Origin of the sequence: Rufibacter sp. XAAS-G3-1 (assembly GCF_013623775.1) — a bacterium.
Classification (GTDB): Bacteria; Bacteroidota; Bacteroidia; order Cytophagales; family Hymenobacteraceae; genus Nibribacter.
Map to the genome: position 1 here is coordinate 313,963 of NZ_JABFAM010000007.1, position 25,268 is coordinate 339,230.

Annotated in this window: 21 protein-coding genes and 1 tRNA gene; 20 read left to right on the forward strand and 2 right to left on the reverse strand. The window is 51.0% G+C overall.

Features of this window, described 5'->3' with window-relative positions; all coding sequences use genetic code 11:
- Positions 1 to 187: 187 nt before the first annotated feature.
- From HHO50_RS09825 to HHO50_RS09840, 4 genes are all read left to right on the forward strand, one after another.
- Entirely contained in the window at positions 188 to 1,099 is a 912-nt protein-coding gene (locus HHO50_RS09825) for a lysophospholipid acyltransferase family protein (protein WP_181305837.1), read from the forward strand.
- Positions 1,100 to 2,050: 951 nt separating this feature from the next.
- The gene (locus HHO50_RS09830) at positions 2,051 to 5,230 is read left to right on the forward strand and encodes a SusC/RagA family TonB-linked outer membrane protein (RefSeq protein WP_181305838.1); all 3,180 of its coding nucleotides are present in this window, start codon (positions 2,051 to 2,053) and stop codon (positions 5,228 to 5,230) included.
- 20 nt (positions 5,231 to 5,250) lie between these two features.
- Positions 5,251 to 6,789 (forward strand): SusD/RagB family nutrient-binding outer membrane lipoprotein, encoded by a 1,539-nt coding sequence (locus HHO50_RS09835; protein ID WP_181305839.1) that lies wholly within the window; start codon positions 5,251 to 5,253, stop codon positions 6,787 to 6,789.
- A 186-nt stretch (positions 6,790 to 6,975) separates the two neighbouring features.
- Positions 6,976 to 7,560 carry a hypothetical protein gene (locus HHO50_RS09840; RefSeq protein WP_181305840.1) on the forward strand — a complete coding sequence of 195 codons (585 nt, stop codon included), beginning with the start codon at positions 6,976 to 6,978 and terminating at the stop codon, positions 7,558 to 7,560.
- Positions 7,561 to 7,731: 171 nt separating this feature from the next.
- On the opposite strand, the gene HHO50_RS09845 is transcribed toward HHO50_RS09840, so the two are convergent.
- On the reverse strand, positions 7,732 to 8,361 hold the full coding sequence (locus HHO50_RS09845; RefSeq protein WP_181305841.1) for an L-threonylcarbamoyladenylate synthase: 630 nt from the start codon (positions 8,359 to 8,361) through the stop codon (positions 7,732 to 7,734).
- Between the two features lie 294 nt (positions 8,362 to 8,655).
- On the opposite strand from HHO50_RS09845, the gene mltG reads away from it, so the two are divergent.
- The 4 genes from mltG (at position 8,656) to HHO50_RS09865 (ending at position 11,589) form a co-directional block, all read left to right on the forward strand.
- Positions 8,656 to 9,744: an endolytic transglycosylase MltG gene (gene mltG / locus HHO50_RS09850; RefSeq protein ID WP_181305842.1), complete on the forward strand. Its 1,089-nt coding sequence runs from the start codon at positions 8,656 to 8,658 to the stop codon at positions 9,742 to 9,744.
- 200 nt (positions 9,745 to 9,944) lie between these two features.
- Positions 9,945 to 10,358, forward strand: a complete 414-nt coding sequence (locus HHO50_RS09855) for a thioesterase family protein (protein ID WP_181305843.1) — start codon at positions 9,945 to 9,947, stop codon at positions 10,356 to 10,358.
- A complete protein-coding gene (locus HHO50_RS09860) occupies positions 10,355 to 11,284 on the forward strand; it encodes a YihY/virulence factor BrkB family protein (protein ID WP_181305844.1) in 930 nt (309 codons plus the stop codon). Before HHO50_RS09855 ends, HHO50_RS09860 begins: the two co-directional genes overlap by 4 nt.
- A gap of 220 nt (positions 11,285 to 11,504) precedes the next feature.
- A tRNA-Ser gene (locus HHO50_RS09865) sits at positions 11,505 to 11,589 on the forward strand.
- Positions 11,590 to 11,970: 381 nt separating this feature from the next.
- On the opposite strand, the gene HHO50_RS09870 is transcribed toward HHO50_RS09865, so the two are convergent.
- Positions 11,971 to 13,146: a Gfo/Idh/MocA family protein gene (locus HHO50_RS09870; RefSeq protein ID WP_181305845.1), complete on the reverse strand. Its 1,176-nt coding sequence runs from the start codon at positions 13,144 to 13,146 to the stop codon at positions 11,971 to 11,973.
- 634 nt (positions 13,147 to 13,780) lie between these two features.
- Between HHO50_RS09870 and HHO50_RS09875 the strand changes: the two genes are divergently transcribed.
- The 12 genes from HHO50_RS09875 (at position 13,781) to HHO50_RS09930 (ending at position 25,071) form a co-directional block, all read left to right on the forward strand.
- Positions 13,781 to 14,113, forward strand: coding sequence for a helix-turn-helix transcriptional regulator (locus HHO50_RS09875; protein WP_181305846.1), 333 nt, complete (start codon positions 13,781 to 13,783; stop codon positions 14,111 to 14,113).
- Between the two features lie 36 nt (positions 14,114 to 14,149).
- On the forward strand, positions 14,150 to 14,716 hold the full coding sequence (locus HHO50_RS09880; protein ID WP_181305847.1) for a DUF6428 family protein: 567 nt from the start codon (positions 14,150 to 14,152) through the stop codon (positions 14,714 to 14,716).
- 10 nt (positions 14,717 to 14,726) lie between these two features.
- The gene (locus tag HHO50_RS09885) at positions 14,727 to 15,218 is read left to right on the forward strand and encodes a GNAT family N-acetyltransferase (RefSeq protein WP_181305848.1); all 492 of its coding nucleotides are present in this window, start codon (positions 14,727 to 14,729) and stop codon (positions 15,216 to 15,218) included.
- An 18-nt stretch (positions 15,219 to 15,236) separates the two neighbouring features.
- Entirely contained in the window at positions 15,237 to 15,668 is a 432-nt protein-coding gene (locus tag HHO50_RS09890) for an arsenate reductase ArsC (protein ID WP_181305849.1), read from the forward strand.
- Positions 15,669 to 16,062: 394 nt separating this feature from the next.
- Complete coding sequence (gene arsB, locus HHO50_RS09895; RefSeq protein WP_181305850.1) at positions 16,063 to 17,163, forward strand: ACR3 family arsenite efflux transporter; 1,101 nt, start codon at positions 16,063 to 16,065, stop codon at positions 17,161 to 17,163.
- A 736-nt stretch (positions 17,164 to 17,899) separates the two neighbouring features.
- Positions 17,900 to 19,060: a Gfo/Idh/MocA family protein gene (locus tag HHO50_RS09900; RefSeq protein WP_181305851.1), complete on the forward strand. Its 1,161-nt coding sequence runs from the start codon at positions 17,900 to 17,902 to the stop codon at positions 19,058 to 19,060.
- 8 nt (positions 19,061 to 19,068) lie between these two features.
- A complete protein-coding gene (locus HHO50_RS09905) occupies positions 19,069 to 20,124 on the forward strand; it encodes a sugar phosphate isomerase/epimerase (RefSeq protein ID WP_181305852.1) in 1,056 nt (351 codons plus the stop codon).
- Between the two features lie 133 nt (positions 20,125 to 20,257).
- A complete protein-coding gene (locus HHO50_RS09910; RefSeq protein ID WP_181305853.1) occupies positions 20,258 to 21,544 on the forward strand; it encodes a sugar MFS transporter in 1,287 nt (428 codons plus the stop codon).
- Positions 21,545 to 21,886: 342 nt separating this feature from the next.
- The gene (locus HHO50_RS09915) at positions 21,887 to 22,318 is read left to right on the forward strand and encodes an SDR family NAD(P)-dependent oxidoreductase (RefSeq protein WP_181305854.1); all 432 of its coding nucleotides are present in this window, start codon (positions 21,887 to 21,889) and stop codon (positions 22,316 to 22,318) included.
- On the forward strand, positions 22,234 to 22,644 hold the full coding sequence (locus HHO50_RS09920; RefSeq protein ID WP_181305855.1) for an amidohydrolase: 411 nt from the start codon (positions 22,234 to 22,236) through the stop codon (positions 22,642 to 22,644). The genes HHO50_RS09915 and HHO50_RS09920 overlap by 85 nt, the downstream gene beginning before the upstream one ends.
- 34 nt (positions 22,645 to 22,678) lie before the next feature.
- On the forward strand, positions 22,679 to 23,458 hold the full coding sequence (locus HHO50_RS09925) for an SDR family oxidoreductase (RefSeq protein WP_181305856.1): 780 nt from the start codon (positions 22,679 to 22,681) through the stop codon (positions 23,456 to 23,458).
- A gap of 440 nt (positions 23,459 to 23,898) precedes the next feature.
- On the forward strand, positions 23,899 to 25,071 hold the full coding sequence (locus HHO50_RS09930) for a hypothetical protein (protein WP_181305857.1): 1,173 nt from the start codon (positions 23,899 to 23,901) through the stop codon (positions 25,069 to 25,071).
- Positions 25,072 to 25,268 lie beyond the last annotated feature (197 nt).

The following is a 25,268-nucleotide window of genomic DNA, read 5'->3' on the forward strand; positions in this document are numbered from 1 at the left end:
GCTCTTAGAATCTGTAGGCTCGGTGCCGCTATCAGGAGATTTTGCTTCCGGTAGCGGCGCGCTGGTTTTAGAAAAAGCCGAAGGAGCAGGCCAGGTAAATTTATAATTGCTGTTACCTTTGCAAGCGTGGGAGGGGCACACCTGTTTTTGGCCCAGTTTTCTGAAAATGCATCAAAATCAATTCTCTATGTCTCGCCCTGACCTGCGCCCGGGTCAGTTCCCGCTCTGGTGGTTGCTCAAGGGGATTTCACTGTTGCCTTTTCCGGTGCTTTATGCGCTTTCCTTTTTTCTGTACCTGGTGCTGTACTACCTCATTGGTTACCGGAAAAAAGTAGTACGGCAAAACCTGGAGAAATCCTTCCCCCAAAAAAGTGTTCCTGAGCTGCGGGAAATCGAAAAGCAGTTTTTCCTGAACCTCACCGATATCATGGTAGAGACCCTGAAATTGGTTTCGCTCTCCGCGGAAGATCTGAAGAAGCGGGTGCACTTGCACGGCAGCGAAAAGATAGAGGTGTATTTGAGCCAGGGAGTTCCGGTTATGATTTTGGGGGCGCACCTGGGTAATTGGGAGTATATGTCGGGGGCGGGGAACAGGCATTTTACCTTTCCCGTAGATGGCGTGTATAAGCCTTTGGCCAGTTCTTTCTTTGAGTCTTTTCTGTGGTTTCTGCGGAGCCGTTTCGGGATTACTCTGGTGAAGATGAAAGAGACCCTGCGTCACCTACTGCGCCACCGGGGCCAACCCCGAATCCTTTCCCTGCTCTCTGACCAGGTGCCACCCTACGGCGAAATCCAATACTGGACTAACTTCCTGCACCAAGACACCGCCTTTTACGTGGGGGCAGACAAGCTTAGAACCTCCTTTCACTACCCTACTTTCTTTGTAGGCATGCGGCACGTAAAGCGCGGGTACTATGAAGTAGTCTTTCAAGAACTGCTGTCCCCCCCCAAAGCCGGTACCAAAGAAGAAGGACATCCCCTCACAGAAATTTTCGCCCGAAAACTGGAAGCGTGGGTAGAACAGTACCCCGCAGACTATCTGTGGTCACACAAGCGCTGGAAACATCAGCGGCCGAAGGCCGCTAGTCCTGAGTCCTGAGTCCTGAGTCCTGAGTCCTGAGTCCTGAGTCCTGAGTCCTGAGTCCTGAGTAAGAACTAGGAATCTGTTTGCCAGGTTTGGCGGAACTTCACCTGTGTTCTTTGGGTCTTTTTGGCAAAGCAGCCTGAAACTTCATAGGGGAAAGACTTCCCTCTTCAGTACATCCACCCATTGGACAAAGGAAACAAAGTTCGTCCTCTTTGAATTTTTTCCCTCTTGACATGCAGCCTCTTGTTAATTCTCTTGTCTTTGAAAAGAAGAGACTTCCTGAGGTGCATACAATTACTCTTTAGCTACTACAAAGCACTAGGCCGTTTTAACGGATCTGTTAAGTAATGTTAATATTTTGCTAAGTTGTTAGCTGTTGATGTACTTAGATTTCTAAAAGATAGAATTGGAATTATAGGACACGAGGGGCGCAAGTGCAGTGGCTGGGCATAGGGCTACTAACCAAATTTTATTGCTTGCGCAGAAACAGCCCGCTACAGGCGGGTTCTTGGAACGGAAAGATCAGTATCAATTAAATTTTAGGAAGCTTTATAAGCCGCTGGTTTACAAAGAAGCAAACAGCCTGACATAGTGCCTGTAAGGTAATGCCGCACTTTGGGTATGCCAGTAAGCGGTTCTCGCCCAACTATCCCTAAAGAATATCGCAAAAGGCATAAAATGCCTGACCCAGAATTTTTACGCTAAAATCTTAGCCCTTTCTGTGCCTGATGCAGGCTTAATGAAAGGGGTTTCCCTTACTAGGTTTTAGATTCGATCTCCCTCTTAAACTGGCTTTGTGGTCTCATTCAAGGGCTACAAGGCTTCAAGTTAAGGCAAAATAATTTGTGCGAAGCCGCAGCCTGTAATGAGTATTTGCTGTCCATGAAGAGAGATAGCCTTAAACGTCTCTGCAGGAACGATCACCAAGGCATTCATTTTATCTTACAAACAAACCTAAATCTTATGAGGAAGAATCTACTAATCACATTTGTGTTGGTGTTTTGCCTGCTTAGCCAGGTATGGGCTCAGACACGAACTGTCACAGGAAAAGTAACTTCGCCTGCCGGAGAGGGAATGCCCGGTGTTACGGTGCAAGTGAGGGGAACCGCTACCGCCGTTCCTACGGATGCCAACGGCAATTTCTCCATTCAGGTACCGGCGCAGGGTGGAACACTGGTGTTTACCTACATTGGCTATCTAAACCGTGAGGTGGAAGTAGGGAACCAGTCTGCCCTAAACGTGACCATGGCTGAAGATTCTGAGCAACTAGGCGAGGTGGTGGTGACCGCAGTGGGGATTGAACGCCAACGAAGGGAGGTAAATTATGCGGTGCAGGATGTAAAGGGAGAACAGCTTGCCCAGAAGTCTGAGCCTAACGTGATAAACGCCCTGCAGGGAAAGGTGGCCGGGGTTGAAATTATTTCTTCCAACGGGATGCCCGGCTCCGGGTCGCAGATCTTTATCAGGGGGCTATCCTCCGCCACTGGTAACAACCAACCGCTCTTTGTGGTGGACGGGGTGCCCATCAGCAACAATACTACTTATTCTTCCAGCCCAACGGTTGGGGGAGCGGCTTACTCTAACCGGGCCCTTGATATCCACCCCAATGACATTGAGTCTATGACGGTACTGAAAGGGCCTGCCGCGGCCGCTTTGTACGGGGCTAGGGCAAGTAATGGGGCTGTCATTATCACCACCAAGAGAGGCAAGGCTGGCGATGTGGAAATAACGGTAACATCTTCTTATAACTTACAGCAGGTGTATGGGCTACCTAAGTATCAGAACGAATATGGGCAGGGCATCAACGGCCGGTACAATCAGGCTTCCACAGATAGCTGGGGGCCCCGTTTCGGAACACCTGGCCTGGACTCTGTGCCCAATGTGGCAGACAATCCAATGAGACGATTGGCTTATCGCGCTTATGAAGACAACGTGAAAGACTTTTTCCAGACGGGTCGCATCTGGGACAATGGCATCACGCTTTCCAGCGGGAATGAGAAAATGCGGTACATCTTCAGTGCCAACACCACCAACCAGGAAGGAATTATCCCCAACAGCGGCTTAGACAGATACACCCTGCGGGCCGCCGGTAATGCCACCTTGGGGCATGGGTTCTCAGTAGACGCTTCCATTCTGTATGCCAAGACAAACCAGGAGGGGTCACTGCAGGGGAACTCCGGTGCCAGCCCCTGGTTTACGTTGCCCTTCATTCCCAGAAGTTTTGACATCCAGAATGTGCCGTACAAGCTTCGGTCAGGGGTGCAGGCGCCTACCTTGTTTACCCAGCTCAACCGGGATAATCCCATGTGGAGTATTAATGAATCTTTCTATGATAGCGAGGTGAACCGGTCTATTGTGAGTGCCACCTTTAACTACAACCCGCAGTTCTTGAAAGATTTCACCGCCACTTACCGCATTGGGCTGGATCAATATTCTGATGATCGTCTGGAGGCTTACGGCTATGGTTCTTTCAACTCCAATGGGAACACCGCCACAAACCGCAAAGGATCACAACTCTATGATGACATTAGGTTTATGTCTGTCAACCATGATTTATTTGGGGTATACCAAAAAGACATTACCCCAGATTTCAATGTTAGGGCATTGGTAGGAACTCAGGTCAATACCATTCAGACCAGACAGAACTCCATTAGGGCAGAAGATTTGCTGGTGCCAGATTTTTACAACCTGGCCAACCACTTGCCTTCTACCACCTTCGCCACCAACGCCACTTCTGAAAGACGGTTAGTGGGGCTTTACGGGCAGTTGGGCTTGAATTACAAAAACTGGCTGTTTACCGAATTCACCGCCAGAAATGACTGGTCTTCTACCTTGCCAGTTGCCAATAACAGTTACTTCTACCCATCGGTTAGTGTTGGTTTTGTCTTTACAGATGCCCTGGGGATCAGTAACCGTATCTTGAGTTATGGTAAACTGAGAGCCAGCTATGCCATGGTGGGAAATGATACAAGCCCCTACTTAACCAACACTTTCTATGTGACCCAGAGTTTTGGCAATAATGTGGCCGGTCTCAATTTCCCTTTCAATGGTTCAACCGTCGCATTTACCAGAAACAACAGACGCGGGAACCAGAACCTGAAGCCAGAGTCCAAGAAATCGTATGAGATTGGCGCTGAATTCACCTTCTATGATGGCAAGGCTACCTTAGACGTGAACTATTTCAACAACAGTACCACAGACCAGATCCTGAACCTGACGGTGCCTAGTTCTACCGGTTTCTCCACCTTCACCACAAACGCCGGTAGAATTGATAACAGAGGTTGGGAGATTTCAGCCAATGTCACTCCTGTGAGCATAGAAGAAGGGTTCAGGTGGGACATAGGGGCCAACTTTACCAGACTGGAGACCAAGGTGGTAGAACTTGCCCCAGGGTTGGATCAGTTCAACTTGTCAACTGGCTATGTGGACCCAACCACCGGTAGCAGCGGTGCCGGGTTTACCGGGTTAAGCCCCTTGTTACAGCCGGGCATGCCCTTTGGTATCTTACAAGGCAGTACCTTCAGAAGAACCCCAGAAGGGCAATTAATCATTAACCCTACCAATGGTTTGCCCATTGTAGACCCCAACCCCCAAATTATTGGAGACCCTAACGCTGACTGGTGGGCTAGTTTGACCAACACCTTTTCCTTTAAAGGATTTAGCGTAAGTGCGCTGGTGCAATATGTGCATGGCGGTGACTTCTATTCAAGGCAGACGCAGATAGCCCGTTTTAGGGGTGTTTTGGAAGAAACTGCCCAAAACCGGGAGCAGCCCCATCTGTTTGAAGGGGTGTTGGCGAATGAAGCGGGCGAAGCCACTACTACGCCTAATAACATCCAGATTACGGCGCAGCAATATTGGGCGCACTTTAATAATGCCTCAGAGTTTGCGGTGTTTGATGCCTCCGTATTCAGGTTGCGCGAAGTGAGCATTGGCTATACCCTGCCCACCGCTTTGCTGGCCAGAACGCCTTTCAAAGGCATCAATGTTTCTCTTACGGGCCGCAACTTGTTGTTCTACGCCCCCAATCTTCCGCACGCTGATCCGGAGTCTAACCAGTTAGGTGCCAATACCCGGGGTTTTGAGTTCAACTCACCGCCGTCGGTGCGCAACTATGGTTTAAATCTTCGATTCACATTCTAAGCACTTAGGAGAACAGTATTATGAAAAGATTTATAAAAGCTTCAATGAATGTACTGGTGGCAACCGGCCTGGTGGTGATTAGCTCCTGTGACGAATTTCTGGACGTAAACACCAGCCCAAATAACTTGCCTACTTCAGGGGTGCAGTACATACTTCCTGGTTCAGAGCTGGGGGTAGGCTTTGTGATGGGGAACACCATTCAGCTCGTGAGTTCATTGTGGGTGCAGCAGATGGCGGGCACCGGTACCCAGTCAGACCCTTATGACCGGTACAGCATTGGGCCTGCAGAACTGGACAATGAGTGGACGGTGATGTACTCCAATCTGCTGGATGATTTACAGCAAGTGAAGGTACAGGGGCGGGAAGAAGGAAACTTCGTCCATGCGGGCATGGCGGGAATTCTACAGGCGTATGTGTGGGCCGTTACCACTGATATATGGGGAGACGTACCTTTCTCACAAGCGCTTAACATTGAAGGATCGGCTACCCCGGCGTATGATCCGCAGCAACATATTTATGCGGGAATCATTACCATCTTAAACGAGGCAGCGGCCGATCTGAACAAGACGAACGCGATTCCTGCAGGGGAAGGTGATTTGATATACGGCGGGAATATTGATAAATGGACTAGGGTGGCCAATTCTATAAAACTGAAACTTTACGTCCAGAGCCGAAAAAAAGACGCAGCCAATGCCACCGCCCGGATAAATGAACTGATCACCCAGAACAAGTTCATCGCCTCCAACGCTGATAATTTCAACGTGCCTTTTTTCGCCTCCTCCGGTGCCCAGAACCCCTTGTATCAGTACAATCACTTGACTAGGCCTAACGACATGATTGCCAGCACGCGGTTTCTGGATTCTATGCGGGTGCTCAATGATCCACGGTTGCCAGCCATTCTCACCCAGACGGGAACCAGCGCGGCCACGCGTACTTATATAGGGTACGAAAACGGAGCCCATACTCTCTTGAACTTTACTTCGCCTAACCGGTCCCGGTGGGGACTGTATATAGTGGGTAGGGGGCAGACAAACCTAGACGGAACCATCAATGTAGCCGCAGCGAACGACCAGGCTCCCATGCGCCTCATTACCTCTTACATGGTGTACTACTGGCTGGCGGAAGCCGCTCTTACCCTGGGCACCACGGGTGATCCGGCGGCACTGTACCGTCAGGCATTGGAGGCGAATTTCAGTGACATCTCCACATTCTTGGGGGCCACTTACACTCCTGCCAACTTTGCGGCAGATGCCCAGGCCTATACAAACTCCCGGGTGGCCGCCTTCAATGCAAAACCAACCGCCGAAGGAAAGCTGAACGTGCTGATTAGGGACAAATGGGTGTCTTCGGCTGGTAATGCCTACGAGGCCTACAACGATTACCGGCGTACCGGTTACCCCAGGTTGGCATTGCCGCAGAATGCGCTGGTAGGCGTGAACAGAATCCCAACCAGATGGCCCTACGCCCTTAGCGAGCTGCAGGCCAATAGAGATAATATTCCTGCGGGGCTTGACGTGTATCCGGCGGGCTTCTTGGTTCCTGTTTGGTGGATGCAGTAACATAAGTAGCAGGACAAATTAAACTATCTATTTTGTTTTCCTGAAAGGATCTTGTGGGCGAACTGGAAAAGCGGTAGATAAACGCCATTGCCGTTCGCCACCGAGATTCTTTCAGGAGGACAAGGAGAGAAAAAGATATAGCTATTACTGTTCAATCACTTAGTAGACCTAACTCCTTAGAAAGATATGAAAATCAAAAAAATATACCTGGGATTTCTTAGCATGGCGCTTGTAGCCCTTAGTGCATGTGAAAATGATGAATATGACGGGCTTCTGAACCCAGACCCAGCTCCTGCGGCGGCCATCACCTTTCCGCAGGCCGTGGAGTCAAACGGCGTGGCGCGTATGGAGGACAATGCCTACATCATCAAGCAAAACTCTATTGCGGCGGGGCAGATTTCTGTCCAGCTAAAGGTGCCAGAAGGCAGAACCATCCAGGAATTGACGAGTGTGACAGGCCAACGTTTCCGAAACGGCACCCCAACCGCTCCAAATTACAGCCCAACGGTACCTACAACGGCGGCCAACCTGGTTCCAAATGCGCCTATCCACCTAAACACAGCCGGTAATCTGCCAACTACTTTGACCGGGGCACCCGGCAACATGGTTACCTATACTATTTCTACCGCAAACTTCCCGGCAGTGCTGACCGATGCTCAAATGCCTACCTTAGCCGTAGGTGATGTCATTCGGCTTTTCTTTAGGGTACGGGTAGATAATACTACTCAGGAGCAGCGAGCCATTGAAGTAAGGGTTTACATCACCGGTTGACTCTTGGCATCAATCAAAAACGGAACGCCTTGCAGTTCATGGCAAGGCGTTCCGTTTTTAGGCTGTTTTCCCGAAACTGGCTTAAAAGCAGTTCTCAACTCAGAACCCAGGACTCAGAACTCAGGACTGAGAACCCAGGACTCAGAACTCAGAACTCAGGACTGAGAATTTCTACAGAAATTCTTCAATAACACCCGCTCCCTGGCGCAACACGTCAAATTCGTCGTTTTCGCAGTTGACCACCGTGGACGCCACGTTGTTGCCGAACCCGCCGTCAATGACCAAATCTACCAGATGGCGGTATTTCTCATAGATCAGTTCCGGGTCAGTGGTATACTCCACCACTTCGTCTTCATCATGGATGGAAGTGGAAACAATGGGGTTGCCCAGTTCCCGTACCAGCGACAGGGAAATGTTGTTGTCCGGAATCCGGATGCCCACCGTTTCCTTTCTTTTGCCGCCTACCTTGGGTACTCTGCTGCTGGCCTCCAGCACAAATGTGAACGGGCCCGGCAGGGCCTTCTTCATCACCTTGTAGGTTTGGGTGGAGATTTTGGCGTAATCTGAGATGTGGGTGAGGTCATGGCAAATAAACGAAAGATGCGCCTTGGCCGGGTTGATGCCCCGTAGCTGGCACAGCCGCTCCACGGCCCGGGCGTTATGAATGTCGCAGCCCAAGCCATAGATGGTGTCTGTAGGATAAATGACCAAACCTCCTTTTCTTAGAACTTCCACTGCCTGGGCAATGGCTTTGGGTTGCGGGTTGTCTGGGTGTATTCTTAGGAGCGTAGCCTGTGCCATGGGTTTAATGTGCTAATGGGTGAAAGTGCAAATATGCTGTTTCGTGAATGGGGTAACAAGTCAAGACAGATTCACGCAAAGACAGTTGAAAGCACAGCTTTTTGAGTCTGAACTTCCTGTCATCATTCAACCCATACGCTTAAACGTAAATTTGCGTTTTTAAGCTGATTTGTAGAAAATGAGTTAAAAGCAGGAGGTACATACCTTTTGCGCTAGCAAAAGGATGTCTTTCTAATGAATTAGCACCTCTGCACATTTCCCCATTAGCACATTAAATTTGTACCTTTGCTTACTATGTCAGAACAAAACATACCTGTCAGGCGTGGCCCCAGAGGGTCGCGTACGCCCCGTAAGACAAGCAAGTGGACTTATGTCCTGGTGCTGCTGATGTTCCTTTTCGTTTGCTTCTCTTACTATGCCTACCAGATTGTCTATACCGCTAACGTGGAAAACAAGGGAGAACCGGTGTATGTGCTCATTCCCAACGGGGCCACCTATGAGCAGGCCATGGATTCTATTGACGCCAAAAAAGTAGTCATTGACCGGCTGTCGCTCAGGTTCATGGCCAAACTGATGGACTACCCCGAGCTGGTGAAACCCGGCCGCTATGAGTTAAAAGATGGCCTGACCAACTACAGACTCATCGCCAAACTCCGCTCCGGCGACCAAGACCCCGTAAAGCTGACGTACACCAACGTGCGCCTGAAAAAAGACCTCGCCCAGAAACTGAGCACCTTCATCAGTGCCTCGCCCGCTGAGATTGATTCTTTGCTCAACAGCCCCTCGTTCACCAAGCAGTTGGGCTTTGACACCACCACCATCCTCACCATGTTCATCCCCAATACCTATGAGATGTACTGGACTACTTCGGCCCCAGACATGATGAAGCGCATGAAAAAGGAATACGACAATTTTTGGACCGAGGAGCGCAAAGCCAAAGCGCAGGACGTGGGGCTTTCGCAGAAAGAGGTGTCTATTTTGGCTTCTATTGTGCAGGCCGAGCAATCTGTGCATGCCGATGAGCGGCCCCGCATTGCCGGGGTGTACCTGAACCGCCTGGAACGCAACATGCCCCTGCAAGCCGACCCCACCGTGGTGTTCGCCACCGGTGACTTTACCATTCGGCGGGTGCTCAACGTGCACCTGAGAACCCCGTCACCGTACAATACTTACCTGAACAAAGGCTTGCCGCCGGGGCCTATCAATCTGCCGTCCATCACGTCCATCAACGCTGTCCTGAACCCCGAGGAACACGAATACTTGTATTTTTGCGCCAAGGAAGACTTCTCGGGCTACCACGCCTTTGCGGTGACCGAAGCAGAGCATCGGCGGAACGCCCAGCGGTTCCACGCGGCCATGAACCAGCGCAACATCATGCGGTAAGACCTGGGTTTTGAGCCTGTTTTCTGGAAATGGGCTTCAAAACGCATAAACCCTCCATTTTTCCTGTCAGGAGGATGAAATGGAGGGTTAATCTGACCGTATACTTACCTCAACGTTAGATCTTCGTTTCCTTCTCCTGTTTAAGGGCCGTTTTCTTGAAAACACCGCCAAAACGGAGACTGTCGCTAAAAAGAAAAACTGTGTTTACATCAGAAGTACAGATTCGCGTGCGCTACGCCGAAACCGACCAGATGGGCTACGTCTACTACGGGAACTACGGCGCTTACTATGAAGTGGCCCGTACCGAGACGTTTAGGCAGTTGGGCATCAACTACAAAGAGATGGAGGCCCAGGGCGTGATGATGCCGGTGCTGGAACTTAGGTGCAAGTACATAAGGCCCGCCCGCTATGATGATCTGCTCACCGTCAGGCTGCTTCTAAAGACGAAACCCCAGGGAGCCCGCATCAAATTTGAATACGAGGTGTACAATGAGGCGCAGGAACTTCTGAACATTGGCGAAACGGTGATGGTGTTTGTTGCCATGAAAAGTAGTAGGCCCACGGCTATTCCGGCGTATATTCATGAGAAGATAGCCCCGCATTTTACCGCATGAGCCTGACCCAGCGCCTGCACGAGTACCGGTGGTACCGGAAATTCATCATTCTCTTGAAACGGCTGCGTTTTGGGGAGGACCGGGTGTCTGTGTACCATGTGCTCAAGGTGATGCTGGACGAGCTGAAGATGGACTCGCTCACTAAACGGTCTTCGTACATGGCCTTCAACTTTACGCTGGCTATTTTCCCCACCATCATCTTCCTGTTTACGCTCATTCCCTACATTCCCATAGGCAACCTGGACCGTGATATCCTCATTTTGTTAGGTGATATGATGCCCGCCGAAATCTACGTGGTGGCCGCTGATACCATTGAAGACATTGTGAACAAACCGCGCGGGGGCTTGCTGTCCTTCGGTTTTCTTTTTGCGCTGGTGCTGTCTACCAACGGGATCATGAGTTTGATGGATGCCTTTGATAAGAAATACAAGACCTTTAGGAGACGCACGTACCTGCGCAAACGCGTGATTGCCACCTTGCTGACCATCGCCCTGGCGCTGATTCTGTTTCTGGCCATTGCGGCCATCTTCTTCGGGACGTATATTCTGGATGCGCTGGTCTTTTATGAGATCGTCACAGAATCCTTCACCTACGGGCTGATTGTCTCCGTGAAATATGTGGCGGTGGTGCTGCTGTTCTTTCTGGCCACGTCCATGATCTACTATTATGTGCCGGCGGTACATGACAAGTGGCCGTTCGTCTCGGCGGGTTCTGTGGTAGCCACGGTGCTCATTTTTCTGGTTTCCTGGCTATTCTCGCTGTACATAGGCAAGTTTGACTCTTACAATAAGTTCTACGGTTCCATAGGCGCCCTTATTGGTTTAATGGTCTGGCTGGACTTTGTGTGCATGAGTTTGATTGTGGGGTTTGAGGTGAACATCAGCATAGACGCGTTGACCAAACGCCTGGTAAGAGGGAAGGTATAGGGTGTTTTAGGCCTGTTTTCGGGAAAACAGGCCTAAAACAGTTGTCACTTCATGCTCTGAAAGAACGAGAGTAGACCTCATTGAAAAATAATTTGAGTTCTAGAAACATGGTTTTCAGGGCGTAAGCTGTTTTAACGGCGTGTTTTACCAGAAAAAAGCGAAAAATGCGTGCCTGGTACTTGACAGGAACCCTTCTACCCCTTACTTTTGTGTCACATTTAGAGAGATGGCAGAGTGGTCGATTGCGGCGGTCTTGAAAACCGTTGACCTTTGCGGGTCCGGGGGTTCGAATCCCTCTCTCTCTGCAAGTGAATAGATAAAAGCCCTGTAAGTTTACTTACAGGGCTTTTTGTTTGGGGTTCGGACATATATCGGACCCGTTTAGGTTCGCATGTTTTCGCTTCTAAGGAAGATGAAACAGGGTTATTGGGATGAGATGGAAGAGAAGCAGAGGTAATTCTGAAGCGCTTCTGATCGCTTAGCCCGTAGTAGTGCAGGCCGTTTACTTGGGTAGTTATCTCGCGCGTAACTCCCAAGCAACACCTTTGCGGCTATTCTTACACCATCAGCCTTTGTAGACCTCAGCCTTAGAAGGAAATCACTCATAGTCAAAAAGGGTTCTCTGGGGAGAAAGCATCTTTGGCCCAGAGTACCCTTTTCTTCTGATCTTACTTTGATGGCACTTATCAGGAAATGGCGACCCGTTTTCCTCCTAACCTGGCAGATTCATAAATGGCCATCAAAATTTTTACGTCCCGCAAACCCATCTCACCGGGCACAATGGAGGGTTTGTTGTTTCTGAAGCTTTCGGCCTGGCCATCCATCTGTAGGGCCTGCTCAAAGATGTTGGGGTAGTTCATCTTGCCCTGGTTGGTTTCGCCTTGTTTGCCCTCATACCCGAAGGCAGGCCCCAGGCGCCACCAGCCTTTCTCCGCTTTGCCCTCCAGTAAATCCTCTCTCTGGGCGTAGCTGCTGTGGCATTCCGCAAGTACCCCATTGTCAAATTCCATCTGCCAACTGATGGATTGCTCCACTTCCTTGAATAATTCTGGCTTGGTCACCTCGCCAAACGTAGCGGTAACGGCAATGGGTGCTTTCCCCATGGTGTAACAAGCGGCCTGCACGCAGTAGATGCCCATATCCATGAGAGGCCCGCCGCCGGCGCGTTCTTGGTCTACCCGCCAACTGCCAGCTGATCTTTCGCCCATCTCAAAACCGTTATGCGCCCTAATGCTCTGCACTTTCCCAAAGACCTGTTTCTGTCCCAACTCCATTACACGTTGGTGGAAAGGGTCAAAGTACAGGCGGTAGCCAATAGCCAGTTGCACATTGTTCTGGCGGCAAGCCTCCAGCATGCGTTGCGCGTCTGCCACCGACGTAGCCATTGGTTTCTCGCAGATCACGTGTTTCTTGGCTCTGGCCGCCCGTATGGTGTACTCGGCGTGCATGGCGTTGGGCAAGACCACGTACACAATATCAATGTCTTTGTTGTTGGCGATCTGGTCAAAGTTCTGGTAATTGTAAATGTTCTTGTCAGGGATGTTGTACTTGGTTTTCCAAGCCTCGGCTTTGGAAGGAGTACCGGTGACAATGCCCGCCAGATAGCAGTTCTTGGTTTCTTGCAACGCAGGGGCAAGCTGGTGGGTGCTGTACCCGCCAAGCCCCACCAGGGCAATCCCCAACTTCCGGTTTTGCTGACCGGCGTTCTCAGGGGGCCTTACTTGGCTAGAGGTAACATTCCCGGCCTGCTCAGAGCCGCAGGATAAGAGAGGAAAGCCAATGATAGAAGAACCTACGGTAAAGGTCAGTCCCTTCAGGAAAGTTCGGCGGCTATTGTTCTGTGGGTTGTCATTTGGTTTCATGGGTGGGCAGACTGGTTATCTAAGAGAATAATTATGCATTGTTTTGATGTGTTTTGGGGGTACTTGTTATGGAGTAACCAACCCTCCATTCCCATCTCGGTTTCTTTTACGCATTGAATGCTTTTTTGTGTTTTAAAGCATTTCTTAAGCATATTTGAATTTCAGGTTTACAGGCGAAAACGGCCAGAGAAACGTTTTGCGGAAGCGTTTTTTGAGCCGCGTAGCAGTGCTACGGGGCGACGCAACCGCGAACGCAGGTTCTTTCTATGGCCGTTTGCAGCGCAAAGATGAAATGTAAACAGGCTCTTAACCGGTTTTCTCGTCAGAGGCCAAGCTCCCCTTGATAAACAACCAAAGTGCACACTGTTTTCTTTCAAACAGGAAGCTGAAGCTGTTTAGAGTTTTCTGCCTGTTTTCATGAAAACGGGCAGAAAACGGCAGTACAAGCCGATGCTTACGGGAGTGTACAGCTAAGCCTTTGGTTTTTCACCTGTTTTCATAAAAACAACCTAAAATTGACGTTTGCCCCAGAGGAACTGCTCTAAATGCCGGTTGATGAAAAACTCAAAACAGCGCCAAAAGTAGCTTTTAAGAATATTAATCGTATTATTGCGATGAATATTCAAGGCTGATCATGGGAGTCACTAAAACACAGGATTTCACGGAGGAGCAAAACCAGGTGGCAGCATTGGCCAAAGCTCTGGCGCATCCTGCCCGCGTGGCGATTCTCCAACACCTCCTACACCGGCAGACCTGTATCTGTGGCGACTTGGTAGAGGTACTGCCTTTGGCGCAGGCCACGGTTTCCCAGCATCTAAAAGAGTTGAAGGCTATTGGCCTCATAAAGGGAACCGTGGAAGGGGCAAGCGTTTGCTATTGCATTGACAAACACCAGTGGGAAAAAATGCGCGATGTTTTCCTGCACCTGTTCTCCAGCCCCGTGGCGTGCCAGGACAACTGCTGCTAAAAAAATTGATTTAATTCATCGTCAAATAACGATAATATGAACAGGACAGATTTCATGAACTGGCAGAACTTCAAGAACGAACTGCTACAGCACCCCCAATTACATCTCCAGTTTCAGTACGCCCAGGCAAAATTGGTTGACGCTTCTTACCATATCACAGAAATAAAGCAGGCCCCAATTGTGTCGGTTGACTGCGGCGGGGTAATGAATTCCTGGACTGAGGTGATCGTGCAACTGTGGGAGCCGGAGCAGAGAGACAGTGAGCGGGAAATGAAAGCTAGCAAGGCCCTCTCAATTATTGGAGTGGTGGAAAAGGTGCTGCCCATCAATCCATTGGCTATGGTGAAGATAGAGTTCGGGAATTCCCAGTTTGACACCCGCCAGATGTACCCCGGCCAGTTTTTAGTGTCAGGTGACAATCTGGTTGTGAACCTAAGCCCTGACTTTGTGCAGTGCAAAGCCATTGAGCGCGGAGGCAGCTGCGGAACCAACGAAAAAGGGGAGGAATGCTGCGCCCCAGCCCCAGAAAAGCAGAAAGTGCAACTGGTAGAATTAACCAACTTTTCGGCTAACAGTTGCACCCCAGGTTCTGGCTGCTGCTAAACCAGAGGTCATGGATATAGCACCGTTACTACCGTCGCATTGGGAGGAGGTACGGAGGATCTACCTTCAGGGGATTGCCACAGGACAGGCCACCTTCCAGACCGATGCCCCCACATGGGAGGATTGGGATAAAGGCCACCTAGACAGCTGCCGCTTCGTGGCCAGGGAAGGAAATGAAGTCTGCGGTTGGGCTGCGCTTTCGCCCGTCTCCAGCCGATGTGTCTATGCAGGCGTGGCCGAGGTCAGCGTCTACGTAGGCCAAGACCACAGAGGGCGAGGAATCGGCGAGAAATTGCTGAACCACCTGATTACCCAGGCCGAGCACAACGGCATCTGGACGATACAGGCGGGCATCTTCCCAGAGAACGTGGCCAGTGTTAGACTCCACGAGAAAAACGGCTTCCGCATTGTTGGCCTAAGGGAGCGGCTGGCGAAGCACCATGGGGTTTGGCGCAACGTCTACTTTCTGGAGCGGCGCAGCCCAGTGGCCGGAAATGATTGATCACCATACTTGACAAATATGAAAAACATACTCGTTCTCTGCACTGGAAACTCATGCAGGAGCCAGATCGCGGAAGGGTACCTTCGGCATTTCTCGGGCGGCAGCGCCCACATCTACAGCGCGGGCATTGAGACCCACGGCGTTAACCCCAAAGCGATCTCCGCCATGGCGGAGGACGGCATCGATATTTCCGGCCACACCTCCAACCAGATAGACGAGTACCGGGGCATCCCCTTTGACTTTGTGCTCACCGTCTGTGACCATGCCCAGGAAAACTGCCCGTATTTCCCGGCAAAGGCAACCAGGTTCCACCAGAACTTCACAGACCCTGCCAAAGCCACCGGGACGGAAGAAGAGATAGCGGCGGCATTCAGGGCCGTACGCGATGAGATAAAAAATTTCTCCCAAAAGTTCGTCGCTGAGCACATCCCCACCACTGCCAACTCTTGATAAGTACGCGGACAAAATTAGGTTGACTTCCTTTTCTTGTTGTCCTCCAGGAAGGATCTTGGTCGCGAACGGCAATAGCGCTCCATCAAAGCTATTCTAGTTTGCCCACAAGATCCTTCCAGAGGGCAAAGAGGATAACGTAATGCTGTCTAGGTACTTACCAAACCAGGAGAATCACATTAGTCAGGAACATACACGCGAACCAGCCCGCCCTTGAAGCGGGCTTGGCAGACATGGATCAGCGGAACGAAAGCTTCCTGCGCCTGCCTGCTTTTCGGGCACACGCATAAACCGTCACACCACTCAAGCCAGAGAGGCCAGTCCATTGCCCAATGCGTTTGCCGGGATGCTGAGAACCACTTAAGACGCTTAAAACAATTTAAAACAATTTGATATGAGTCAATGCGCCGTAGCTAAAAGAAAGAGGCTTTCCACGCTGGATCGGTTTCTCACGCTCTGGATTTTTGTGGCCATGGGGGCGGGTGTTCTGTTGGGCTACCTGTACCCCGGCACCCAGGACTTCATCAATTCCTTCCAGGCGGGCACCGTAAACGTACCCATTGCCATTGGCCTGATTCTGATGATGTACCCGCCTTTGGCGAAGGTCAGATACGGCCAGTTGGGGAGGGTTTTCCAGAACATAAAAGTGATTACCCTTTCCCTGGTGTTAAACTGGATCATCGGCCCTGTTCTCATGTTTTTGCTGGCCATTCTCTTCCTGCGGGACTATCCAGAGTACATGGTCGGCATCATCCTCATTGGGTTGGCCCGCTGCATTGCCATGGTGCTGGTCTGGAACGAACTCGCCGAAGGCGACCGGGAATACGCGGCCGGATTGGTGGCCTTCAACAGTATTTTCCAGGTGCTGTTTTACAGCGTTTTCGCGTATGTGTTCATCACCATCCTGCCAACCTGGTTCGGTTTGGAAGGCAGCGTGGTGGACATCAGCATGGGCGCCATTGCAGAAAGTGTGGGCATTTACCTGGGCATTCCGTTTCTGCTGGGCTTTCTGTCCAGCTTCTTTTTGCGCCGCCTTAAAGGCGATGCGTGGTACCAGACGGTATTTGTCCCGGCCATCAGTCCCCTTACCTTGGTTGCGCTCTTGTTTACCATTGTGGTAATGTTCAGCCTGAAGGGGAACCTGATGGTGCATATCCCGATGGATGTGGTGCGCATTGCGGTACCCTTGGTGATCTACTTCGCCATCATGTTTTTGGTGAGCATTTACATGGGGAAAGCATTAGGAGCCAACTATGCGCAGAACGCCTCAGTGGCGTTCACGGCCACGGGCAACAATTTTGAGCTGGCGATTGCCGTTGCCATCGGGGTCTTCGGGCTGAACTCAGGACAGGCTTTTGCGGGGGTAGTGGGCCCTCTGATTGAGGTACCGGCCCTGATTGGTTTGGTGAACCTGGCGTATTGGTTCCGGAGGAGATACTACGGCACTGAACCCTTGCTGACGGCCTCCCCAGGAACCGAAGAGTTGAAAGCTTAGAATCATAAATCCGCAGCATCCTGGTTGGCTTTGCTAGGCATTGAATCGCTTTTCATCCCCGTCCTGATTGCTGGCAAACCGCTCCGTTCCCAAAACCGAAAGCCAGAGCAGGTAATCAACTAAGCTTTAATAAAAAGGACGTTTTACGGCTGTTTAGCGAAAAACAGGTTAAAAACGGAAGGCCCCTCCTTGTCTTCTATGTTGGTTGTGCAGTAATTACCACCTACTGCCGGTGGTTCCCGGCGAGTCTGGAGACGCGCTTCCTCCTTTGTCACGAGACGGTAGTCTCGTGCCAGTACCCTCTAAACCTGTGAGGTCTTGGAGACCTCACAGGTTTTCGCGTTTCCAACCTGTTTTCCGCAACACCGCCTGCTCCAAAGACCTCAAAGTGTGCGCCGCTCCTACGAGTGTCTGCGCCCATGCCGTTTCCAGCCCATTTTCCCTAAAACAGCCCTAAAACGCTGGGGCGAAGAAAGGATGTTTGCACCTGCGGGAAAACCACCGGTAGAAAGCAAGGCGTGCCCGAGACAAGGCAGTGCCTGGCCTCCATTCTCCGGTTTTTCGTTTACAGCCTGTTTTGCGCAAAACAGGCTGTAAACGAAAAACCGGAGAAAAGGAATTTTCTGAATCTCAACAGAACCAATGTGGACTGTATAGATTTTTAAAACATTCCTGCTATTCCCGGCGGAATTAATAAATTAGAGGGCAACAATCCATAACCTAACAAATAAAACGAATGACACACCAGAGACTCAGATTGGGGATGATAGGTGGGGGGCAAGGCGCGTTTATCGGGGCCGTCCACCGCATCGCGGCCCGAATAGATGGAGAATACGAGCTTGTTTGCGGCGCTTTCAGCAGCAATCCAGAGAAATCCAGAGCCAGCGGCCAGTTGCTGGGCATCTCCCCAGACAGAGTATATGGCTCATACCAGGAACTATACGAGAAAGAACAACAGCTACCCGAAGGCCAGCGGGTGCAGGTCATCAGCATTGTGACGCCCAACCACGTGCACTTTGAGCCTACCAAACTGGCGCTGGAGAGCGGTTTCCATGTTATCTTGGACAAGCCCATGGCTTTCTCTTTGGAAGAGGCGCTCCAACTAAGGGAAGTGGTGGAAAAAACCGGCAATCTCTTCTGCCTCACGCATACCTATACCGGTTACCCCATGGTGAAAGAAGCCCGGCAGCTGGTGGCTTCGGGGAAACTGGGCAAAATCAGGAAAGTGTATGTCGAGTATCCGCAGGGCTGGCTGAGCACCTTTGAGGAAGGCGGCGACAACAAACAAGCCGCCTGGCGCACTGACCCCAAGCAAAGCGGCATTGCCGGGGCCATGGGCGACATAGGCACCCACGCGTTCAACCTGGCGGAGTACGTGTCTGGCCTGGAAGTGACCCAACTCTGTGCCGATATCAACGTGGTGGTAGAAGGCCGTCAGTTAGACGATGACGGAGCGGCCCTTCTCAAATTCAACAACGGCGCGAGCGGCGTGCTGTTCGCCACGCAGGTGGCAGCCGGCGAGGAAAACAACGTCAGAATACGCGTGTACGGTGAGAAAGGCGGCTTGGATTGGCAGCAGGACATCGCCAATACACTGCTGGTGAAATGGCTGGACAGACCCGCCGAAATTTACCGCACCGGCGGCGCTAAGGTAAGTTCTTACGCCCAGCAAAACACCCGCACCCCGGGTGGCCACCCCGAAGGCTATTTGGAAGCATTTGCCAACCTGTACCGCAACTTCGCCTTGTGCGTGAAAGCCCGCCTCAACGGGGAAGAGCCGCAGGCCGAGTGGCTGGATTATCCGGGTATTCTGGAAGGCGTGCGCGGCATGGCTTTTATTGAACACGTGATCGCCTCGGGCAGATCAGAAAATAAATGGATCGAATTCAACCTCTAGCATAGACCATGACTACCATACAAGGCCCCGCTATTTTCCTGGCCCAGTTTCTGGGAGACAACCCCCCGTTCAATGATTTAGAATCTATCTGCAAATGGGCCAAGAGCCTGGGCTTTGAAGGAGTTCAGATTCCTACCTGGGCCACGGGCTACTTTGACTTACAGAAAGCCGCCGAAAGCAAAACCTACGCCGATGAAATCAAAGGCCTGGTGGAAAGCCACGGCCTGAAAATCACCGAGCTGTCCACGCACTTACAGGGGCAATTGGTCGCCGTAAACCCGGCCTATGACCAGCTGTTTGATGGGTTCGCGCCGGAAGCCTACCGCAACAACCCCAAAGCCAGAACCGAGTGGGCCGTGCAGCAGTTAACGTATGCCGCGCAGGCTTCTAAAAACCTGGGCTTAACTGCCAGTGCCACGTTCAGCGGTGCGTTGCTCTGGCATACGGTGTACCCTTGGCCCCAGCGCCCCGCCGGTTTAGTGGAGGCCGGTTTCACTGAGTTGGCCAAACGCTGGACGCCCATCCTGGATATCTATGACGAGAACGGGGTAGACCTGTGCTATGAAATCCATCCGGGGGAAGACCTGCACGACGGCATTTCCTATGAGATGTTTCTGGAGAAGGTGAACAACCACCCGCGGGCTTGCTTGCTGTATGACCCCTCGCACTTTGTGTTGCAGTGCTTGGATTATCTGGCCTACATTGACCACTACCATGAGCGCATCAAGATGTTCCATGTGAAGGACGCGGAGTTCAACCCCACCGGAAAACAGGGCGTGTACGGCGGCTACCAAAGCTGGATTGACCGCGCGGGCCGTTTCCGTTCTTTAGGCGACGGTCAGGTTGATTTCAAGGGCATTTTCAGCAAACTAGCCGCGTACGACTTCAAAGGGTGGGCCGTGATGGAGTGGGAATGCGCTATTAAGCACCCCGAAGACGGGGCCCGTGAAGGTGCCATCTTCATCAAAGACCACATCATCCGGGTCACCGATAAAGCCTTTGATGATTTCGCGGCTACGGGCGTGAACGAAGCCTTGAACAAGCAGATTCTGGGCTTGTCCTAGTTTTTAGCCGTTTTCCGGAAAGCAGCTCCTAAACAAAACTGCTTTCCGGAAATCAGCTTCAATTCAAGTAACATCAGGAAAGATAAACCGCATCTATTACGAACAAGCAAACCTTCTAACAAACTTCTGTTTTATGCAAAACATCCAACGATCAAAGCTTTTCTGGGCAAGCTGTTTGGCCCTCTTGGTGACATCGCTGTCCTTCGGGATTAGGGCCGGGATTCTAAACCAACTGGGCGTAGAGTTTCAATTGAACGCCTCTGAGTTGAGTACCATCACCGCAACGGCGTTCTGGGGTTTTCCTCTGGCCATTGTGGTGGGAGGCTTTGTGGTGGATGCCATTGGCATGAAACGTTTGTTGGTAGCGGCCTTTATCCTGCACCTGACCGGGATTCTGCTCACCATTTTCGCGCAGGGATACTGGACGTTGTTTCTTTCCACCTTGTGCGTGGGGTTGGCGAACGGAACGGTGGAAGCGGCTTGTAATCCCTTGGTAGCCACGCTGTACCCAGAAAACAAAACGACGCGTCTGAACTACTTCCACCTGTGGTTCCCGGGCGGCGCGGTGATTGGCACCTTGCTGGTGGTATTCTTTACTAATCTGGGCATTGGCTGGCAAATTCAAGTGGCCGTGATGCTGATCCCGACGGTGATTTACGGCTTCCTGTTCTCCAAACTGGAATTCCCGGTGACCGAACGGGTGGCCTCTGGGTACACCACCCGAGACATGTACAAAGCCGTATTGTCGCCGCTGTTCCTCTTCATGTTCATCTGCATGTTCGGGACGGCCATCACTGAGTTGTTTACCGGCCAGTGGATTGATGTGCTCCTGAGAAACGTCACCGACAACGCGTTGCTGATTCTTACCCTTACGGCAGGCGTACAAGTATTGGGTAGAGCCTTTGCCGAACCAGTGGTGCACAAGTTCAGCCCTTCCGGCGTGCTGTTCCTTTCGGCGGTGCTTTCTGCTTTGGGCCTTTATCTGTTGAGTACTCTAACCGGCAACTCCATCTTTTTGGCGGCCATCGTGTTTGGGTTAGGCGTGACCTATTTCTGGCCAACCATGATCGGTTTCGTGGCCGAGAACATCCCCAAGTCTGGAGCCTTAGGCTTGAATTTGGTGGGGGGCGCCGGTATGTTTGCGGTTTCCATTTACACCATGTTCATGGGTAATTTCTACGACAGGATTCTAGCCGAACGTTTGCCAGCTGGCGCAAATTTAGAAGAATACGCCAAAGCCGCCCCCGGCACCGAGATGGCGAATGCCCTGGACAACGCCAAAAACCTGGCGGGCCCCGAGGTACTGCAAGCTACCTTAATCATTCCCATTATCCTGGCTTTCGCTTTCGGGGGGCTCTTCCTCTACATGCGCTCCCGTAAAAAGAAGGGAGTGAATGACTCGCGGTACGCGGCGGCTTAGTTCCGAGACAAAAGAGGGGATAGCCTAGGTATTTCTGTCCCATCACGTAGCTAATCACAGCTTCTGTTCTTCCCGAATTGGAAAAGCCCTTTTAAGGCTGTTTTTAAGAAAATAGCCTTAAAACAGAATGCTAAGACAAAGAGCAGGCAGCTTCATGGGGTACTTCCCTGATGAAGCTGCCTGCTCTTGCTTAGGAAGCTTCTGGAAACTTTCTAGAACAGTAAAGTAGCCTTTTTACATATTTTCCACCCTTCGTTTTGGGCCTGCTTTTGCTAAAACAGGCTCAAAACAGTTTTTTTGAGGAAAGGGGCTTCTGAAGACTGAGTAAAACAAAACGATCACATGTTCAAGTTAACAGGCAAAACAGCCGTAATCACCGGAGGCGGAAGCGGGATAGGCAAGGCCATTTCCCTCCTCTTCGCCCAACAAGGTGCCGAAGTACATATTCTGGAACTCCACGCAGACAACGCGCAGGAAACCGTCTCCCAGATTGAAACCGCTGGTGGTACGGCCAGAAGCCATGCCTGTGATGTAAGCCGGCAAGAACAGGTGAAGGCTGTTTTCCTATCTATTTCCTGCGTTGACATTCTGGTGAATAACGCCGGTATCGCCCACGTAGGAAATCTGGAGAAAACCACGGAGGAAGATTTAGACAGAATCTACCAAGTCAATGTAAAGGGAGCCTATAATTGCCTGCAAGCGGCCGTTGCGCTCATGAAAGAACAAGGCCGCGGCGTTATCCTGAACATGGCTTCCTGGCTAAACCAGCCATAAAGCAAGGAAGGCTAGAAGACTGGAGAAAAGACATAAAAGCTTTCGCGGAGCATGAGCATGTACTGTGCAAAATATCAGGAATGGTGACCGAAGCCGATTGGAAAAGCTGGCAACGGAGCGACTTTACTCCTTTCCTGGATACGGTGGTGGAAACCTTCGGGGTGCAGCGGCTCATGTTCGGCTCAGACTGGCCGGTTTGCCTCCTGGCCGGAGCGTATGAGGAAGTGCTGGGAATTGTGGAAGACTATTTCTCGGCCTTCAGCCAAGAGGAGCAGGCGCTTGTGTTGGGGGAGAACGCAAACCGTTTTTATAAACTTAACCCATAAACGCCACCCAACACTGGGGCGTTCAACAACAGGTATGGACTTACACTTAGCAGGGAAAATCATCATTGTGTCTGGTGGCGCAAAGGGCATTGGAAAGGCCATCGTGAAAGTCTTGGCGCAGGAAAATGCCATTCCGGTCATCATTGGTAGGCGCGAGGCCGATAATGAAGAGGCCATAAACGAAGTAAAACAGGAGGGCGGAAAAGCATTTCAGGTAGTTGCCGAACTTAGCGATCCGCAGGAATGTAAGCAGGCCATTGAGGCGGTGCGGAAACAGTTTGGGCGGATTGATGGCTTGGTGAACAACGCGGGGCATAACGACGGAATCGGTTTGGAGAACGGCAGCTATGAAGGGTTTCTCACCTCGCTGCACCGCAGCCTTATTCATTACTATCTGCTCGCCCACCACGCCCTGCCAGCGCTGATTCAATCCCAAGGCAGTATTGTAAACATAAGCTCTAAAGTGGCGGAGACGGGCCAAGGGAATACCTCTGGCTACGCCGCCTCCAACGGCGGACGTAACGCCCTCACCCGCGAGTGGGCCGTAGAACTGCTGAAGTACGGAATAAGGGTAAACGCCATTGTGGTAGCCGAGAGTTGGACGCCCCAGTATGAGAGCTGGATTCAGACGCTGCCAAACTCAGCCGGAAAGCTCCAGGAAATCACGTCCAGAATTCCCCTGGGGAACCGCATGACTAGCCCAGAGGAGATTGCCAACACGGTGGCCTTTCTGCTGTCAGATAAGTCCAGCCACACCACCGGGCAGTTCATTCACGTAGATGGCGGCTATGTTCATTTAGACCGAGCCCTTTAAGAAGTAGTATCTCTATTTGCCGCCTAACTCTTCACCAGAAGGGGAGCCGGTCTTTTCTGGTTGCGAATATTTTTAGCAAAATTCTCCTGATTCATACCAAAAATGGAAGTAAATTTGTAGCCCGCTTTCCACCACTAAGTAATTGGGCAGAAATAACAGGATCTTTTAGCCTTCCGCAGAAGGCCTCTAGTAAAGAAGGGGAACCCTACTGATGCGTTTTAAGGCTGTTTTTTGGAAAACAGCCTTAAAACGCAAAAACCTGTGAGGTCTCCAAGACCTCACAGGTTTAGACGCAACTGGCGCGAGACTAAAGTCTCGTGACAAAGGATGAAGCGAGTCTCCAGACTCGCCGGGAGCCACCAGTAAGTAGGATAGCGTAACATCAAACATCAGGAAGAAGTACAGGAAAGTGCCTTAAGGGAATGCTGGGTGCAAGCTCTTTGAGAAAGAGAGAAGTAGTGGAGAAAAGAATACAAGAAGTAGTGACCGGTACTGAACCCAAAGATTTTTTCAAGCAGAAAAGAAGCCCCGCCGAAATAAAGGAGGCTGTTTTTCTGCCGTTTTTCCCAATCTGGTGTGAAACCTTGTTCGCTGTCCAGGAGCCGGTGGAACCAGTACTGTACGTAGATGCCAGCGCTGGTTTGGGTTTGCAGGAAGCAGGCGAATGGCCCGTCTCGTTTAAGGTTCTGAAAAGTATTTTCGCCCGCACGGGTGGTCGCATAGACCTGAACAAAGTGGTGCAGCCTTTTCTGTATGAAGGAAACAAAGCCCTGGCCCCAACGCTTCCGCAGTTAGCCGAAGAGCTTCCCTTTTACCCAGAACTCCACCAAAAACCATTGTTCCTGCATGAGCCTGAGAACGTGGCTGTGCTACAGGAACAGGACACGAAGGCTTCTGCGGTTTTCCTGTTTGTAGACCCCTTTGGGAATAAATTCTCCCAGGAACTCTGGGCACGTCATTTAAAACTCGGGAAAACCGATTTTCTGCTGCTGTTTGACTACAAAAAAGTGGCGGCTGCCTTGAGCAACCAAAAAGCCCCCAATCACTTGCAAGCCCTGTTGGGCGAACGGCTTTCTGGTCTGCAACGCTACTTTGCCAAAACCAGTAATCCTGCCAAAAAAGAGGCCTACGCCTTGAAAGCGTTTTCAGCCTGTTTACAGGAAAAAGGCCTCAATTCGTCGCGGTTCAGAATCAATGTGCCGGGCAAAGACCAAAGCAGCCACCAGGTATGGTTTGTCTCTAAAAGTGACCTGGCGCATACCAGGTTCAAAGAGTTGCTGTTGCCCTTCTGCGAGGTGCAGGAAGACGGCGTTCCGGTATTTGGCGCTAACCTGAAAACGGTGCGTTTGCTGGTGCCAGAATACGCTAAATATTTAGAATTTTCTTTGGTGAACCTAATGGAAGACCTTGTGCAAAATGCGTCTGTCTACAACAGCATGGTACTGGAGAAAATCTATGAAAAGCACAACGTGGGCAAGCCCTACAGCAAAGCCAATTACCAAACCGCTTTCGAGAAACTGAAGGAACAAGGCAAGATCACGTTGCTCAACCCCAAAACCGGGCAGTTGGTGTACAAACTCACTTCGGCCTGCCGCATTAAATTCAAGGTATAAGCACTAAGACACAAATGATGATACATTTTTTTCTTTGTCCTCCCGGGAGGACAGAATGTATGTCATCTTCTGTTTAGATACGGAAGCGTGTTTCCTTCCCAGCACCGCCAAGTCAGATAAAGGTGCTGTTTTTATGCTGTTTTTGAGAAATAAGCGTTAAAACAATACCGCTGAAGTAGCCTCTAACCCAAGAAGGA

Excerpts from the sequence above, each read along its gene's own strand:
- HHO50_RS09825 (WP_181305837.1), top strand. The coding sequence starts at position 188 with ATGTCTCGCCCTGACCTGCGCCCGGGTCAGTTCCCGCTCTGGTGGTTG.
- HHO50_RS09830 (WP_181305838.1), top strand. The coding sequence starts at position 2,051 with ATGAGGAAGAATCTACTAATCACATTTGTGTTGGTGTTTTGCCTGCTT.
- HHO50_RS09835 (WP_181305839.1), top strand. The coding sequence starts at position 5,251 with ATGAAAAGATTTATAAAAGCTTCAATGAATGTACTGGTGGCAACCGGC.
- HHO50_RS09840 (WP_181305840.1), top strand. The coding sequence starts at position 6,976 with ATGAAAATCAAAAAAATATACCTGGGATTTCTTAGCATGGCGCTTGTA.
- HHO50_RS09845 (WP_181305841.1), bottom strand. The coding sequence starts at position 8,361 with ATGGCACAGGCTACGCTCCTAAGAATACACCCAGACAACCCGCAACCC.
- mltG (WP_181305842.1), top strand. The coding sequence starts at position 8,656 with ATGTCAGAACAAAACATACCTGTCAGGCGTGGCCCCAGAGGGTCGCGT.
- HHO50_RS09860 (WP_181305844.1), top strand. The coding sequence starts at position 10,355 with ATGAGCCTGACCCAGCGCCTGCACGAGTACCGGTGGTACCGGAAATTC.
- HHO50_RS09870 (WP_181305845.1), bottom strand. The coding sequence starts at position 13,146 with ATGAAACCAAATGACAACCCACAGAACAATAGCCGCCGAACTTTCCTG.
- HHO50_RS09875 (WP_181305846.1), top strand. The coding sequence starts at position 13,781 with ATGGGAGTCACTAAAACACAGGATTTCACGGAGGAGCAAAACCAGGTG.
- HHO50_RS09880 (WP_181305847.1), top strand. The coding sequence starts at position 14,150 with ATGAACAGGACAGATTTCATGAACTGGCAGAACTTCAAGAACGAACTG.
- HHO50_RS09885 (WP_181305848.1), top strand. The coding sequence starts at position 14,727 with ATGGATATAGCACCGTTACTACCGTCGCATTGGGAGGAGGTACGGAGG.
- HHO50_RS09890 (WP_181305849.1), top strand. The coding sequence starts at position 15,237 with ATGAAAAACATACTCGTTCTCTGCACTGGAAACTCATGCAGGAGCCAG.
- arsB (WP_181305850.1), top strand. The coding sequence starts at position 16,063 with ATGAGTCAATGCGCCGTAGCTAAAAGAAAGAGGCTTTCCACGCTGGAT.
- HHO50_RS09900 (WP_181305851.1), top strand. The coding sequence starts at position 17,900 with ATGACACACCAGAGACTCAGATTGGGGATGATAGGTGGGGGGCAAGGC.
- HHO50_RS09905 (WP_181305852.1), top strand. The coding sequence starts at position 19,069 with ATGACTACCATACAAGGCCCCGCTATTTTCCTGGCCCAGTTTCTGGGA.
- HHO50_RS09910 (WP_181305853.1), top strand. The coding sequence starts at position 20,258 with ATGCAAAACATCCAACGATCAAAGCTTTTCTGGGCAAGCTGTTTGGCC.
- HHO50_RS09915 (WP_181305854.1), top strand. The coding sequence starts at position 21,887 with ATGTTCAAGTTAACAGGCAAAACAGCCGTAATCACCGGAGGCGGAAGC.
- HHO50_RS09925 (WP_181305856.1), top strand. The coding sequence starts at position 22,679 with ATGGACTTACACTTAGCAGGGAAAATCATCATTGTGTCTGGTGGCGCA.